Genomic DNA, 16,226 nt, shown 5'->3' on the forward strand with positions numbered 1-16,226 from the left:
AAAGTGCTCAAGTAAATAAGAATGAATATCAGTCTATTTCTGAAAAAAAATTACATCCCTGCAAAATTCAACCAATTAGTTTACTCAAGGCCTTTTGCGAGCAACCTATCAAATATCAATAAACATGCAAAAATTCGGCTCTATTTGCCTAATGTTGCACATTTGTTAGACATTAAATTCAAAATAAAACGAAAAAAATGGTCTACATGGGTCAACTTTCATTGCAATTCGCCTAGACAAAATTGTAGGATACTTACACATATTGGCTATTTTTGTGTATTTACTTACAACGAAAACTTGTTAATAAGTCGGTGATATCCATATCCCACCTATATAAACCACTAGTTTGTGGCTAAAAATAAACGGATATCACTAAGGATTGTTTTTCTCGCAATACTTTTCCTGCGAGATACGGAAAGGATTCAAACCGCCAGCATAGGCAGGTTTAGACCCATAAATATAAAAGGACAAGGCTGACTTTATACAAATAAGTTGCGCCTAGATTTAACTGGAAGGATGTATCTATGGTAGATCAAGAGCAGAACTCACAGGGTCTGTATACTCCTGAACTGGAGCATGACGCTTGTGGTATCGGTTTTGTTGCGCATCTAAAGAATCGCAAATCTCATGATGTAGTAACTCAAGCACTCGATATGCTTGCACGTATGGAACACCGTGGCGGCCAAGGCTGTGATCCGTGTTCTGGTGATGGTGCAGGTATCCTGCTACAGAAGCCACACGAATTCTTACTAGAAGAAGCCGTAAAACTTGGAATTAAACTGCCATCTTTTGAAAAATATGGCGTTGGTGTTGTACTTTTCCCGAAAGATGAACACAAACGTGCACAGTGTCGTGACATTCTAGAACGCAATGCACAGCGCCTAGAGTTAGAAGTTATCGGTTACCGTGAACTTCCAACGGACAATTCAATGATTGGTGCTGACCCATTAAGCACTGAACCTCAATTTGAACACGTATTTATCTCTGGCGGCCCTGGTACTACACCAGAAGAGCTTGAACGCAAACTGTATGTTCTACGTAACTACACGGTTCGTGTATGCCTAGAAAGCGTGTCAAACATTGGTGATGACTTCTACATCAACTCAATGTCTTACAAAACATTGGTGTACAAAGGTCAGCTAACAACAGAACAAGTTCCTCAGTACTTCCTAGATCTGCAAAACCCAACCATGGTGACAGCTCTAGCACTAGTACACTCTCGCTTCTCTACCAATACATTCCCACGTTGGCGTCTGGCTCAACCTTTCCGTTATATCGCGCATAATGGCGAAATCAATACGGTACGCGGCAACCTAAACTGGATGAAAGCACGTGAAGCAATCCTCGAATCGGATCTGTTTACACAAGCTGAAATCGACATGCTACTGCCTATCTGTCAGGAAGGTAGCTCGGATTCGTCAAACTTCGATATGGCACTTGAGCTACTTGTTCTTTCAGGTCGTACTCTGCCGCATGCATTAATGATGATGATCCCTGAAGCATGGCAAGAAAACAAAAACATGGATCCAACTCGTCGTGCGTTCTACCAGTACCACGCGAACGTAATGGAACCATGGGATGGCCCGGCATCAGTATGTTTCACCGATGGTGTTCAAGTTGGTGCAACGCTTGACCGTAATGGTCTGCGTCCTTCTCGCTACACAGTAACTAAAGACGACTTCCTAGTAATGGCGTCTGAATCTGGCGTAGTTGAAATCGCACCAGAAAACGTTGAATACCGCGGTCGTCTACAACCAGGTCGTATTTTTGTTGCTGACCTTGAGCAAGGCCGCATTATTTCTGATGAAGAAGTAAAAGATGGTATCGCGAAAGCGCAACCTTACGAGAAATGGGTTGAAGAGAACCTTCTGAGCTTGAAAAAGCTGCCAGATGCGAGTAACGAATCTAACCAACCTTCTCCAGAGAAACTTCTGCACAAACAACAATCGTTTGGCGTGAGCTCTGAAGAAGTAAACGAAATCATTCTACCGCTTGCGAAAACGGGCTACGAGCCACTTTCTGCAATGGGTGCCGACTGGCCGCTAGCGATTCTTTCTCACCAATCGCAGCACCTTTCAAACTACTTCAAACAGTTGTTTGCTCAAGTAACTAACCCGCCAATCGACCCGATTCGTGAGCGTATGGTTATGTCTCTGAACACCTACCTAGGTAAAGATCAGAACCTACTTGCAGAAACACCAGAACACTGTCAAAAAGTAGAACTTGAATCGCCAGTTCTATCTAACTCTGAGTTAGAAAAACTGCGTGCAATCGATAACGATCACCTGCAATCAAAGACACTTGATATCGTATTCCAGGCAAACGGTGGTGAAGGGAAATTGGAACGTGCGTTAAAACGCATCTGCCAATATGCTGAAGATGCCGTGATTGATGGTTACTCTATCATCCTACTGACAGACCGTGCGGTTAACTCAAACCACGCCGCTATCCCAGCGATGCTGGCAGTTGGCGCGGTTCACCACCACCTAATCCGCAAAGGTTTACGTGCTAAGTGTGACATCGTGGTTGAAACGGGCGATGCTCGTGAGACACACCACTTTGCAACGCTTATCGGGTACGGTGCAAACGCCGTAAACCCATACCTAGTTATCGAAACGATTATTGATCTGCAACGTACTAAGAAGCTCGATCCAAACGTACACCCACGTGAGTTATTCGCGAACTACCGTAAAGGCGTTAACGGCGGTCTACTGAAGATCTTCTCTAAGATGGGGATCTCTACGCTGCAGTCTTACCACGGTGCACAAATATTTGAAGCACTTGGTGTTAGTAAATCAGTCGTTGAAAAGTACTTCACCGGTACTGTGTCTCGTATCCAAGGTCTAACGATCGACGATATCGCACGTGAAGTTCTGGTTCGCCACCGTGTTGGTTACCCAGCTCGTGAAATCCCAGCTCAAATTCTTGATGTTGGCGGTGTTTACCAGTGGAAGCAGCGTGGTGAGAAACACTTATTCAACCCAGAAACGATTTCTCTACTACAAGAATCAACGCGTAATAAAGATTACGGTCAGTTCAAGAAGTACGCAAAAGCCGTTGATGACCAAGGCGACAACGCAGCCACGCTACGTAGCCAACTGGACTTCATCAAGAACCCTGCTGGCTCTATTCCTCTTGCAGAAGTAGAACCCATCGAGAACATCCTTAAGCGCTTCGCAACAGGCGCAATGAGCTTTGGTTCAATCTCGCATGAGGCTCACTCAACACTGGCAGTGGCAATGAACCGCATTGGCGCTAAATCAAATTCAGGTGAAGGTGGTGAAGATCCCGTACGTTTCGAACGCAAAGAAAACGGTGACTGGGAACGTTCAGCAATCAAACAGGTGGCTTCTGGTCGCTTTGGTGTAACGTCTTACTACCTATCTAACGCTGATGAGCTACAAATCAAGATGGCTCAAGGTGCGAAACCGGGCGAAGGTGGTCAACTACCTGGTGATAAGGTTGATGACTGGATCGGCGCAACGCGTCACTCGACTCCGGGCGTAGGTCTTATTTCTCCACCGCCACACCACGATATCTACTCAATCGAAGATTTGGCTCAGCTGATCTACGATCTGAAAAATGCGAACCGTAACGGCCGTGTCAACGTGAAGCTAGTATCGGAAGCAGGCGTTGGTACGATTGCATCGGGTGTAGCGAAGGCGAAAGCTGACGTAGTACTTATCGCAGGTTTTGATGGTGGTACGGGTGCATCTCCGATGTCTTCAATCCGTCACACTGGTCTGCCTTGGGAGCTGGGTCTAGCGGAAACGCACCAAACACTACTGAAAAACGGCCTACGTAACCGTATCGTTGTTCAGTCTGATGGTCAGATGAAAACACCACGTGACCTTGCAGTAGCAACGTTACTTGGCGCTGAAGAATGGGGCGTAGCAACAGCAGCACTTGTTGTTGAAGGCTGTATCATGATGCGTAAGTGTCACAAGAATACATGTCCTGTTGGTATCGCAACACAGAACAAGACTCTACGTGAACGTTTCGACGGCCGCGTAGAAGACGTAGTCACTTTCTTCCAATACATGGCTGAAGGTCTACGTGAAGTCATGGCGGAACTTGGCTTCCGTTCTATCGATGAAATGGTTGGGCAATCTCACAAACTGAAAGTTCGTGATGACATCGGTCACTGGAAGTACAAGAACCTAGACCTAACACCAGTTCTGCATATTGAGCATGCTCGTGCAGAAGATGGTATCTACAACCAGACACAACAAAATCACAACCTAGAGAACGTTCTAGACCGTAAGTTGATTCAAGCTGCGATTCCAGCGCTTGAGAAAGGCGAAGCCGTGAATGCGAGCTTCCCTATCATCAACACAGACCGCTCTACGGGTACCATGCTGTCGAACGAAATCTCGAAGGTTTACAAAGACCAAGGTTTACCACAACCAATGAACGTTAAGTTCCACGGTAGCGCGGGCCAATCTTTCGGTGCATTCCTGGCGAAAGGCGTTAAGTTCGAAGTAGAAGGCGACGCGAACGATTACTGGGGTAAAGGTCTATCTGGCGGTACGTTGGTACTGTACCCAGATGCGAAATCTACGATCGTTGCTGAAGACAACATCGTTGTAGGTAACGTATGTTTCTACGGTGCGACTTCAGGTGAATCTTTCATTCGCGGTATGGCTGGCGAACGTTTCTGTGTTCGTAACTCTGGTGCGAAGGTTGTTGTTGAAGGCGTTGGTGACCACGGTTGTGAATACATGACTGGCGGTGTTGCAATTATCCTCGGCTCAACAGGTCGTAACTTTGCTGCTGGTATGAGTGGCGGTGTGGCTTATGTTTGGGATAAAGCGGGTGACTTCGAAACCAAGCTTAACCCTGAACTGGTAGACCTAGATCCAATTGAACAAGAAGATAAAGATCTTCTACTGGATATGCTAACTAAGCATGTTGAATTCACAGGAAGTGAAGTTGCTCAGTCTTTCCTAGACAACTTTGAAGCAAGTGTTGCATCGCTAGTTAAAGTAATGCCACGCGACTACAAAGCGGTTCTTGAAAAGCGTAAAGCTGAAGCACAACAAGCACAAACGGAAGAAGTGGAGGCAGTATAATGGGTAAGCCTACTGGATTTTTAGAACACGGTCGTGAGCTTCCAAAGAAGCTCGACCCGTCAGTTCGAATTGAAGACAACAAAGAGTTCGTACTCAACGAAGAGTTTGGTAACAAGATCAATACTCAAGCCTCTCGCTGTATGGACTGTGGCGTACCTTTCTGTCACAACGGCTGTCCGATTGGTAACATCATCCCAGAATTCAATGATGCGGTTTACCGTGACAGCTGGGAAGAGGCTTGGAATATCCTAAGCTCTACCAACAACTTCCCTGAGTTTACAGGTCGTGTTTGCCCTGCTCCTTGTGAAAGTGCCTGTGTTCTTGGTATCAACCAAGACCCAATCACTATATGTAATATCGAGAAAACGATTGTAGAAACTGCGTACCGTGAAGGGTACGCAAAACCTAAAACACCACGCTCTCGCACAGGTAAAACTGTCGCAGTTATCGGTTCTGGCCCTGCTGGTTTAGCCGCCGCTGAGCAGCTAAACAGCGCTGGTCACTCGGTGACGGTATTTGAACGTGACGAGAAAGTCGGTGGTCTACTTCGCTTCGGTATCCCAGATTTCAAACTGGGTATGGACGTGATTGATCGTAAGATCAACCTAATGGCTGAAGCTGGCGTTGAATTTAAAGTTAACCAACACATCGGTGTTGATGTTAATGCTCAACAGTTACGCCAGGAGTTTGATGTAGTATTGCTAACGGGTGGTTCTACGGTGCCACGCGACTTACCAATCCCAGGTCGTGAGCTGGAAGGCGTTCACTTTGCCATGGAATTCCTTGGTCAAAACAACCGCCGTGCTAACGAATTAGATCTTAAGACAGAAGAGATTCACGCTAAAGATAAGCACATTGTGGTTATCGGTGGTGGTGATACAGGTTCTGACTGTGTGGGCACATCAAACCGTCATAAGGCAGCAAGCATTACTCAGGTTGAGATCATGCCGATCCCACCAGAGAAGCGCCCTGCAAACATGCCTTGGCCTCAATACCCAATGATCATGAAAACCACCACTTCTCACGAAGAAGGTTGTGAACGTCACTGGAACATCTTAACCAAAGAGTTCATCGGTAACGAACAAGGTCAAGTGACGGGTCTACGTATTGCTGACATCGTTTGGCAAGATGCAAAACCAGGTGAACGTCCAGGTTTTGACGAAGTAGCGAACTCTGAACGTGTTATTCCTTGTGACATGGCATTTCTAGCAATGGGCTTCTTACACCCAGAGCCAACAGGCGTACTTGCTCAACTAGACATTAAACTGGACGAGCGCGGTAACGTCGCTTCTGAAGGTTTTGCGACGAACCAGAAAGGCGTTTTCGCTGCTGGTGATATGCGTACTGGTCAATCTCTGGTTGTACGTTGTATTAATGAAGGTCGTGAATGTGCCATTGCCATTGATGATTTCTTAATGGGTAACTCAAACTTAGAAGCGAAAGCGGATTCACTCATGCTTTCCGCATAATATTTCTCGGGCTAGCGTTGATGACGCTAGCTTAGAGGAAAGGCAACACCCTTCCTAACTTTTATGTTTGGCTAGCACTTGATGCTAGCCTTTTTTCTATCCGCCCGTAGCTTTCCATTTCACCTTGTTGCATACGTTAAATATCGTTAATACCCAGCCTCTTATATCTCATTGATATCCATCGACTATTTTAGATTATTAAGTGGCTAATCGCGTTTATGCATGATAATTAACCATGAACTTGACCTTAAACACAATTAGCTATACGTTGTAAATCTGGTGAAAACAAAACCGAACGGTATTGTTCATACAACCAATACGTTTTAACTAGCTAAAAAATAATAAGTTTATAAAAAATAACAAGTACATGAATAGTTAGTCATTTACTGTCTGGATGACAGAGAAGCAAAAGGGAGAATTGCAATGGCTCTATATGATCCTAGTCTTGAAAAAGACAACTGTGGATTTGGTTTAATAGCGCAAATGGAAGGCCAACCGAGTCATAAGTTGGTACGAACTGCTATTTCAGCCCTCGATCGCATGACACACCGTGGTGGTATTGCTGCGGATGGTAAAACAGGAGATGGCTGTGGCTTATTGCTTCAGAAGCCAGACTCTTATCTCAGAATTATTGCAGAAGAGAATAACTTCAAGCTCGGCAAGCAATACGCTGTCGGCATGATTTTCTTCAGCCAAGATCCAATCAAAGCGCAATCCGCGCAAGACATCGTCAATAAAGAGCTCGCTCAAGAAACCTTAACTGTTGCAGGTTGGCGCGTAGTGCCGACCAACACTGACGTATTAGGTCCGATTGCCAAAGATTCTGTTCCCAATATTCAGCAAGTGTTTATCTCAGCTCCTGCTGGCTGGCGTGAACGCGATATTGAACGACGCCTTTATATCGCGCGTCGTAGAATTGAAAAACAGATCACCGAAGACAAAGATTTCTATATTTGTAGCCTTTCAACACAAGTCATGGTTTACAAAGGTCTGTGTATGCCGGCCGATCTTCCGCGATTTTACCTCGATCTTGCAGACTTACGCATGGAATCGGCGATATGTCTGTTCCACCAGCGCTTTTCAACTAATACTCAGCCACGCTGGCCACTGGCTCAACCATTCCGCTATTTGGCACATAATGGTGAGATCAATACCATCGAAGGTAACCGTCAGTGGGCTAAGGCTCGTGCCTATAAGTTCTCTTCGCCTTTGCTGCCAGACTTACAAACCGCAGCACCCTTTGTGAATGAGACAGGCTCAGATTCATCAAGCTTAGATAACATGCTTGACCTGTTCCTTGCCGGTGGTATGGATGTGTTCCGAGCGATGCGTATGCTTGTACCGCCCGCTTGGCAAAATCACCCTGATATGGATCCCGATCTGCGTGCATTCTACGACTTCAACTCCAAGCACATGGAACCGTGGGATGGCCCAGCTGGTATCGTCCTTTCTGATGGTCGTTACGCTGCGTGTAATCTAGATAGAAACGGATTACGCCCTGCGCGTTATGTCATAACTAAAGACAACCTGATCACTCTGGCATCTGAGGTTGGTATCTGGAATTACGCTCCGGATGAAGTTGCAAAAAAAGGTCGAGTTGGGCCTGGTGAATTACTGGTAATTGATACTCGTCGTGGCAAGCTGTGGCAATCCAACGAGATCGACAATGACCTCAAAGGCCGCCACCCCTATAAAGAGTGGATGGAAAAGAACGTTCACAAACTCACACCGTTTTCCAAATTGTCAGATGATCAAGTCGGTAAGCGTAGCTTTGACGATGACACTCTAAAGACTTACCAAAAACAGTTTGCGATGAGTAACGAGGAATCAGACCAAGTACTGCGCGTGCTCGGTGATATGGGGCAAGAAGCGGTCGGCTCGATGGGCGATGATACACCGATGGCCGTGCTGTCTTCTAAAGAGCGTCTCATCACCGATTATTTCCGTCAAAAATTTGCTCAGGTGACCAACCCACCAATCGACCCACTGCGTGAGAAACACGTGATGTCTCTAGCTACTAGTATTGGTAAAGAGATGAATGTGTTCTGTGAGACCGACGGTCATGCCTATCGTGTCACTTTCGATTCTCCCGTATTACTTTACTCAGACATGCAGCAGCTTCTGCAATTAAGCCAAAAACATTACCGCCATGTCATTCTCAGCATGCACTACGCTCCTAGTCATCAAGACCTTGAACAAGCGATCAAGACGGTATGTGATAGTGCAGAGCAAGAAGTCCGTAAAGGTGCAGTTTTAATTATTCTATCGGATAAAGGTTTAGAGAAAGGCAAACTGCCCATCCCAGCCGCTATGGTTGTTGGTGCGGTACAAACGAGACTTGCGGACACGGACCTACGATGTGATGCCAACATCGTGGTTGAAACGGCAACAGCACGTGACCCACACCAGTTTGCAGTACTGCTTGGCTTCGGTGTGACCGCCGTTTACCCATACCTTGCTTATGAAACGCTAGGAAAAATGCTCGATGACGGCTCTTTAGATAAAGACTACCGCACCGCGATGCAAAACTACCAGAACGGCATAAACAAAGGTCTATATAAGATCATGTCGAAAATGGGTATATCAACCATTGCATCTTATCGTTGTTCACAACTATTCGAAGCCGTTGGCTTACATACTGACGTCGTTGAGCTCTGCTTCCGTGGCGTAGCCACACGAATCCAAGGTGCAAGCTTTAGCGATTTCCAACAAGATCTTTATAACCTCTCTCGTAAAGCGTGGACGAAACGCAAACCAATCGAGCATGGTGGGTTACTCAAGTATGTACATGGCGGCGAATATCACGCCTACAACCCAGACGTAGTCAGTACTTTACAAACAGCCGTAAAGACAGGCGAAACATCAGATTATCAATCTTTTGCGAAGCAAGTTAATGCTCGTCCTGTGGCGATGCTACGTGACTTGATGAGCCTCAAAAAAGCCGACCAGCCTCTGCCACTAGAGCAAGTCGAGCCTAATAGCGATCTATTTAAACGCTTCGACTCTGCGGCAATGTCGATTGGTGCCTTGAGCCCCGAAGCTCATGAAGCGCTGGCCATGGCGATGAACCGATTAGGAGGCTACTCCAACTCTGGTGAGGGCGGTGAAGATCCACGACGCTTTGGGACTGATCGTAACTCGCGCATTAAACAGATAGCTTCTGGTCGTTTTGGTGTAACGCCACATTACTTAACCAATGCGGATGTTCTACAAATTAAAGTCGCACAAGGGGCAAAGCCAGGAGAAGGCGGCCAGCTGCCAGGCCATAAAGTCACGGCAGAAATCGCCAAACTGAGATATTCTGTTCAGGGTGTCACTCTGATATCCCCTCCTCCGCACCACGATATCTACTCAATCGAAGATTTGGCTCAGCTGATTTTCGATCTTAAGCAAGTTAACCCTAAAGCTTTGGTGTCAGTAAAATTAGTATCGGAACCGGGCGTGGGCACGATTGCAACAGGCGTAGCAAAAGCGTATGCCGATCTAATTACCATTTCTGGCTACGATGGCGGTACAGCTGCAAGCCCGTTAACCTCGGTTAAATACGCTGGTTGCCCTTGGGAGCTTGGCTTAGCGGAAACTCAGCAAGCACTGGTTGCCAATGGCTTACGTCATAAGATCCGTCTGCAAGTCGATGGTGGTTTAAAAACCGGCCTCGATGTTATCAAAGGCGCAATTCTCGGTGCGGAAAGCTTTGGTTTTGGAACAGCGCCAATGGTCGCAATGGGTTGTAAGTTCTTACGAATTTGTCACCTCAACAATTGTGCTACTGGTGTGGCAACTCAGGATGAAACACTACGCCGTGAATACTTCAAAGGCTTACCTGAAATGGTGATGAACTACTTTACGGGTCTAGCCGATGAAGTACGCCAATACCTTGCAGAGCTTGGGGTAGAAAAACTAACAGACCTAATTGGTCGCACGGATTTACTTGAAGCAGTCCAAGGCCTCACAGCGAAACAGAGCAAGCTCGATCTTTCTTCAATACTCGAAGCTCCGATATCTGCAGAAGGTCACCCGCTATTTTGGACCGAGCCAAACGCGCCGTTTGATAAAGCTCAGCTCAACCAGCAGATCCTTGATGATGCACTCGATGCAATTGAGAAGCGACAGTCCACCAGCCTCTACTACAACGTGATCAACACCGACCGTTCGATTGGCGCTCGTATCTCAGGTGAAATAGCGAAACGCTACGGCAACCAAGGTATGGCGGGGGCACCGATTAAATTGTACCTCGATGGTACAGCAGGCCAATCATTTGCAGTTTGGAACGCCGGTGGCGTCGAGCTGTACCTGACGGGTGACGCCAATGACTATGTCGGCAAAGGCATGGCGGGCGGTAAGGTGGTTATCAAGCCTCACCAAGGCACTGCATTCGTTTGTAACGAAGCGACCATCATCGGTAACACCTGTTTGTATGGTGCAACCGGAGGAAAACTATTTGCTGCAGGCACTGCAGGTGAACGATTTGGGGTACGTAATTCAGGTACCGTCGCTGTGATTGAAGGCGCAGGTGACAATGCCTGTGAATACATGACGGGCGGTATTGTGGCCATTCTTGGCGCAACCGGAGTGAACTTCGGCGCCGGTATGACAGGCGGTTTTGCTTATGTGATGGATAAGAATGAAGACTTCCAAGGCCGAGTGAACAACGAATCGGTAGAAGCACTTTCTTTGTCGGACCTATTTATCCACCAAGAACATCTGCGCGGCTTGATTGCTGAGCACTTAGAAGAGACAGGCTCAGTGCACGCTGAAGCGATTCTGGCGAACTTTGATGAATGGATTCCGAAGTTCTACTTAGTGAAGCCGAAGACGGCAGATCTTAACACCTTGCTCGGTCACCAAAGCCGTAGCTCTGCTGAACTTCGTGTTCAAGCGCAATAATTGGAAGGAGCCAATAATGAGCCAGAATGTATACCAATTTATTGATGTGAATCGCGTAGACCCAGCGAAGAAGCCAATCAAAATACGTAAGATTGAGTTTGTAGAGATCTACGAACCTTTCACGAAACAACAAGCTAAAGCGCAAGCTGACCGCTGTTTAGACTGTGGTAACCCATATTGTGAATGGAAGTGCCCTGTCCATAACTATATCCCTCAATGGCTTAAGCTCGCCAATGAAGGGCGCATTATCGAAGCAGCCGAACTGGCTCACCAAACCAACAGCTTGCCAGAGGTGTGTGGACGCGTTTGTCCTCAGGACCGACTGTGCGAGGGTTCTTGTACCCTCAATGATGATTTTGGCGCAGTAACAATAGGTAATATTGAAAAATACATTACCGACAAAGCGTTTGAGATGGGCTGGAAACCAGACATGTCCCACGTTGAATGGACCGACAAAAAAGTCGCGATCATCGGCGCAGGCCCCGCTGGTCTTGCAGCAGCTGACATCTTAGTTCGAAATGGTGTAAAAGCCGTGGTATTTGACCGCTACCCAGAGATCGGTGGCCTGCTCACGTTTGGTATCCCATCGTTCAAACTAGAGAAAGGCATCATGGAAAACCGTCGCCGTATCTTTAGCGGAATGGGTGTCGAATTTAAGATGAATACCGAAGTCGGTAAAGACGTTCAACTACAACAACTGGTCGATGACTATGATGCCGTTTTCTTAGGGGTCGGTACCTATAAAAACATGCGAGCAGGGTTAGACAACGAAGAAGCACCGGGCGTTTATGATGCTCTACCCTTCCTTGTTTCCAATACCTACAAGGTCATGGAACTGGATAACCCAACGCCATTCATCGACATGAAAGGCAAAAAAGTGGTCGTGCTTGGTGGGGGGGATACCGCGATGGACTGTGTCCGAACTTCGATTCGTCAACACGCAGCTAACGTCGTTTGTGCTTATCGCCGAGATGAAGCCAACATGCCAGGATCTCGTCGCGAAGTGAAGAATGCCAAAGAAGAAGGCGTGAAGTTCATGTTCAACCTTCAGCCTATTGGCTTAGAGCTTAACAACTCTGGTCATGTCGTTGGCGTCAAAGTCGTGAAAACCGCTTTGGGTGATCCTGATGACGCTGGCCGTCGTCGTCCTCAACCCGTTGAAGGCAGTGAGCATATTCTTGAAGCAGACGCCGTTATCATGGCATTTGGTTTCCAACCTCATGCGATGGAATGGCTAGAACCTTTCGGTGTTGATTTGGATCAATGGGGACGCATCAAAGCTCCTGGACAACAAGAGTTTCAATACCAAACCACCAACAGCAAGATTTTTGCAGGTGGTGATGCGGTTCGAGGCTCAGACTTGGTGGTGACCGCTATCGATGAAGGCCGTAAAGCCGCGGAAGGGATATTAGATTACCTAGAAGTGTGACTAATCTAAGGTTTCCTTTATTACTCAGTTCGTTACTATAAAAAAAGGATCCAATGATGGATCCTTTTTTGAATTAAATACGCTTTATTAAAAGGTAACGATAAAGAGTAAAACAATCACTAAATGGCCAATACCGAAAACGACAATTAGAATTAGAATTAGAATTAGAATTAGAATTAGAATTAAAACAACGCATAGGAAACACTATGGAAAAAACAGCTCTCCTTTTTCTCTCTTTTTTGACTTTAACCGCTTGCAGCCAAGGTATCACTGACATGGAAGACAGAACTTCATCACCTTGTGGCGACAAACCAAACTGTGTATCGACCCAAGATGATCGTGAGCAGCATGCATTGGCCGCATTTGAATTATCAGATTCAGCAAACCTCGATGCTATTGAACAGGTTGCGCTGACCTTACCGGGCTCGAAAACAGCCAACAGAACCGAAAATTACCTACGTATTGAATGTACTTCTCGCATCATGCGCTTTGTCGATGACTTAGAACTCAGAGTTACTGGTGGCAAGCTGATCGTACGTTCCGAGTCTCGTACTGGCTACTCTGATTTTGGGGTGAACCGAAAACGTGCTGAACAACTTCGCACAAGCCTAAAAAGTGAAGGCCTAATCAAATAGATAAAAGAATACGTGGATAAATCGTCGGTATTAGGATGAGAAGTGCTTCTGGGCAGTCGCTCGACGCTTCTCTTCCATGCTACAATTTCGTTCTACTGTTTACATATTTTTATTAAGAGACTACACATGAAAATCGGCATCATTGGCGCAATGGAGCAAGAAATTGCGATCCTAAAAGCAGCAATTTCAGATATCACTGAAGTGAATAAAGGCGGTTGTACCTTTTTCTCTGGTCAGCTAAATGGTGTTGACGTTGTTTTGCTTCAATCAGGGATTGGTAAAGTAGCAGCAGCTGTTGGTACTTCAATCCTTCTAAGCGAATACCAACCAGATGTCGTTCTAAACACAGGCTCAGCTGGCGGTTTTGACTCAACACTTAACCTTGGCGATGTCGTTATCTCAACTGAAGTTCGTCATCACGATGCAGACGTAACCGCTTTCGGTTATGAAATCGGCCAAATGGCAGGTCAACCTGCTGCGTTCAAAGCAGATGATAAACTTATGGCTGTTGCTGAACAAGCACTAGCACAAATGGAAGATAAGCATGCCGTTCGCGGTCTTATTTGTACTGGTGACGCATTTGTTTGCACGGCAGAACGCCAAGAGTTCATTCGCAAGCACTTCCCGTCAGTTGTTGCTGTAGAGATGGAAGCATCGGCTATCGCTCAAGCTTGTCACCAATTCCAAGTACCATTTGTGGTTGTCCGTGCAATCTCTGACGTTGCAGACAAAGAATCACCAATGAGCTTCGAAGAGTTCCTACCACTAGCAGCGCAAAGCTCTTCTGAAATGGTTATCAAGATGGTTGCCCTACTAAAGTAAGCGACTAGATATGCAAACACTGTTTGATCAGGTATTTGCAAATGGCGTGCTCCTTGTGATGTGGGGAGCACTGCTTTTTCATTTAATTTTACCTATCCCCCATGCCGCACACCCCACGACCTTATGGCATAAGTTTGCTGAGCTTTTAGCAAGCAAGGTTAATAACAACCACAACTATTCCCAAAGCTTAATCTCAGGCACATTAGCCTGGGGGTTAATGGTACTGCCGACTCTGGTTATTCTCTTGGCACTGCAACCATTGGTTTGGCAAGCTCAACTGTTTGAATTGGCACTGTTATTACTCGCGATTGATTGGCGCAATAATGAAAAGCTGGCTAACCAACTGATCAAAGCACTTGGCCGAGAAGATAAAGCGGCCGCTCGTCAGTTACTGGCTTCGATTGTCAATCGTCAAACCGAATCACTTTCGTCACTTGGCCTCGGCAAAGCCGCCACAGAAACCATCATCATGGGTTACGCTCGTAACGTAGTTTGTGTGTTGTTCTGGTACGCCATTGGTGGTGGAATCGCTGCGTTAATGTATCGCCTTGTGGTCGAGTTAGCTCGAGCTTGGTCGCCAAGTCGCAAGCAATTTTCTCCATTCGGCTCAACGGCGATCAAGATAGTCGCTATTCTCGAATTCATACCGATGCGTTTGTTTGCTTTGATGATCGTATGTGGTGATAAAGCAACGCACACATTTAAGATGATGCTAGTCCAAAGTCGCTCTTGGCCACTGCCCGGCCCTGCCTGGTTAATCACGGCCGTTGGCAACAAGCTTGAACTATCATTGGGTGGTCCTGCGATTTACAACAACACCAAAGCCATTCGCGCAAAATTAGGCGGCAGAATCGCACCGTCAACTCTGCATCTATCTCAGGTTCAGAAACTGCTATTTAGTCGTATCACTATCTGGATACTTTTACAAAGCCTAGCCTTATTATTTATTCACCAAGGGATTTAGAGTGAAATCTTCAGCACTTGTTACAAGCCTTACTATTTTGTCTTCCAGCTTATGGCTGCCTTTATCATTTGCAAAAGAAGCATCACTGACTCCAGAAAAAGTACAACCAGCTCAACGCGTGGTCAGCCTTGCTCCTCACGCCACTGAACTCGCGTACAGTGCAGGTTTAGGTAATAAGCTTGTTGCGGTAAGTGAGCGAAGTGATTACCCACCACAAGCAGACAAGCTTGAGAAAGTGGCGAACTACCAAGGTATTAAGGTTGAGAAAATCATCGCACTGCAGCCAGATCTGATTCTTGCGTGGCCTTCTGGCAACCCGCCCAGAGAACTCGCAAAGCTAGAGCAGTTTGGATTTAATATTTACTACTCTAAAACCAAAAGCCTAGACAGCATTGCGACCAATATTGAACAACTAAGCCAATACTCCAGTGATCCGAGTATTGGAGAGAACAATGCTAAGCAGTACAGAGAGCAGCTCAACGCGTTGAAACTAAAATATAAAGATGCCGAGCCTGTAAACTACTTTTATCAGCTTAGTGAAAAGCCGATCATCACTGTTGCTCAAGGGCATTGGCCAAGTGAGGTGTTTGAGTTTTGTGGTGGCCACAATATTTTTGAAAACAGCGCCTCTCCTTATCCGCAAGTTGGTATTGAACAAGTTGTACTAAAGAAACCTGAGGTGATCTTCACCTCTCAGCACGCCATCGAGAATGGAACCATGTGGCAAACTTGGGAAGAGGAGATTCCGGCGGTCGCTCAAGATCAGATTTGGTCACTCAATTCTGACTGGATCAATCGCCCGACAACCAGAACTTCAAAAGCGATTCAACAAGTGTGCGATTTCTTCGATAGAGCTAGGCAAAATCGCTAACTATTTGCTGCATTTTTTCGTACAATTCGCCACCAACGTCAATACCTATAATTTCAACCAATAAGAGCACCAGTATC

8 protein-coding genes are annotated in these 16,226 nt (G+C 46.3%); all 8 read left to right on the forward strand.

Translation table 11 applies throughout. The features are described from left to right. The first annotated feature begins 524 nt into the window (after nucleotides 1-524). The 8 genes from gltB (OCV24_RS11765) to btuF all read left to right on the forward strand — a co-directional run bounded on the left by gltB (OCV24_RS11765) (nucleotide 525) and on the right by btuF (nucleotide 16,149). Entirely contained in the window at nucleotides 525-5,072 is a 4,548-nt protein-coding gene (gene gltB / locus OCV24_RS11765; protein WP_150878635.1) for a glutamate synthase large subunit, read from the forward strand. Then, nucleotides 5,072-6,541 carry a glutamate synthase subunit beta gene (locus OCV24_RS11770; RefSeq protein ID WP_150878637.1) on the forward strand — a complete coding sequence of 490 codons (1,470 nt, stop codon included), beginning with the start codon at nucleotides 5,072-5,074 and terminating at the stop codon, nucleotides 6,539-6,541. The genes gltB (OCV24_RS11765) and OCV24_RS11770 overlap by 1 nt, the downstream gene beginning before the upstream one ends. A gap of 423 nt (nucleotides 6,542-6,964) precedes the next feature. Further along, nucleotides 6,965-11,428 (forward strand): glutamate synthase large subunit, encoded by a 4,464-nt coding sequence (gltB, locus tag OCV24_RS11775; RefSeq protein WP_017056069.1) that lies wholly within the window; start codon nucleotides 6,965-6,967, stop codon nucleotides 11,426-11,428. 16 nt (nucleotides 11,429-11,444) lie between these two features. Beyond that, the gene (locus tag OCV24_RS11780) at nucleotides 11,445-12,857 is read left to right on the forward strand and encodes an FAD-dependent oxidoreductase (RefSeq protein WP_146441191.1); all 1,413 of its coding nucleotides are present in this window, start codon (nucleotides 11,445-11,447) and stop codon (nucleotides 12,855-12,857) included. Between the two features lie 206 nt (nucleotides 12,858-13,063). Next, entirely contained in the window at nucleotides 13,064-13,492 is a 429-nt protein-coding gene (locus tag OCV24_RS11785) for a DUF1499 domain-containing protein (RefSeq protein ID WP_150878639.1), read from the forward strand. 126 nt (nucleotides 13,493-13,618) lie between these two features. Then, nucleotides 13,619-14,314, forward strand: a complete 696-nt coding sequence (gene mtnN, locus OCV24_RS11790; RefSeq protein WP_017056066.1) for a 5'-methylthioadenosine/S-adenosylhomocysteine nucleosidase — start codon at nucleotides 13,619-13,621, stop codon at nucleotides 14,312-14,314. A gap of 10 nt (nucleotides 14,315-14,324) precedes the next feature. Continuing rightward, entirely contained in the window at nucleotides 14,325-15,278 is a 954-nt protein-coding gene (locus OCV24_RS11795; RefSeq protein WP_150878641.1) for a cobalamin biosynthesis family protein, read from the forward strand. Nucleotide 15,279: 1 nt separating this feature from the next. Continuing rightward, nucleotides 15,280-16,149 carry a vitamin B12 ABC transporter substrate-binding protein BtuF gene (gene btuF / locus OCV24_RS11800; protein ID WP_102507061.1) on the forward strand — a complete coding sequence of 290 codons (870 nt, stop codon included), beginning with the start codon at nucleotides 15,280-15,282 and terminating at the stop codon, nucleotides 16,147-16,149. Nucleotides 16,150-16,226: the final 77 nt, after the last annotated feature.

The sequence above is a fragment of the Vibrio kanaloae genome, from assembly GCF_024347535.1.
GTDB classification, from domain to species: domain Bacteria; phylum Pseudomonadota; class Gammaproteobacteria; order Enterobacterales; family Vibrionaceae; genus Vibrio; species Vibrio kanaloae.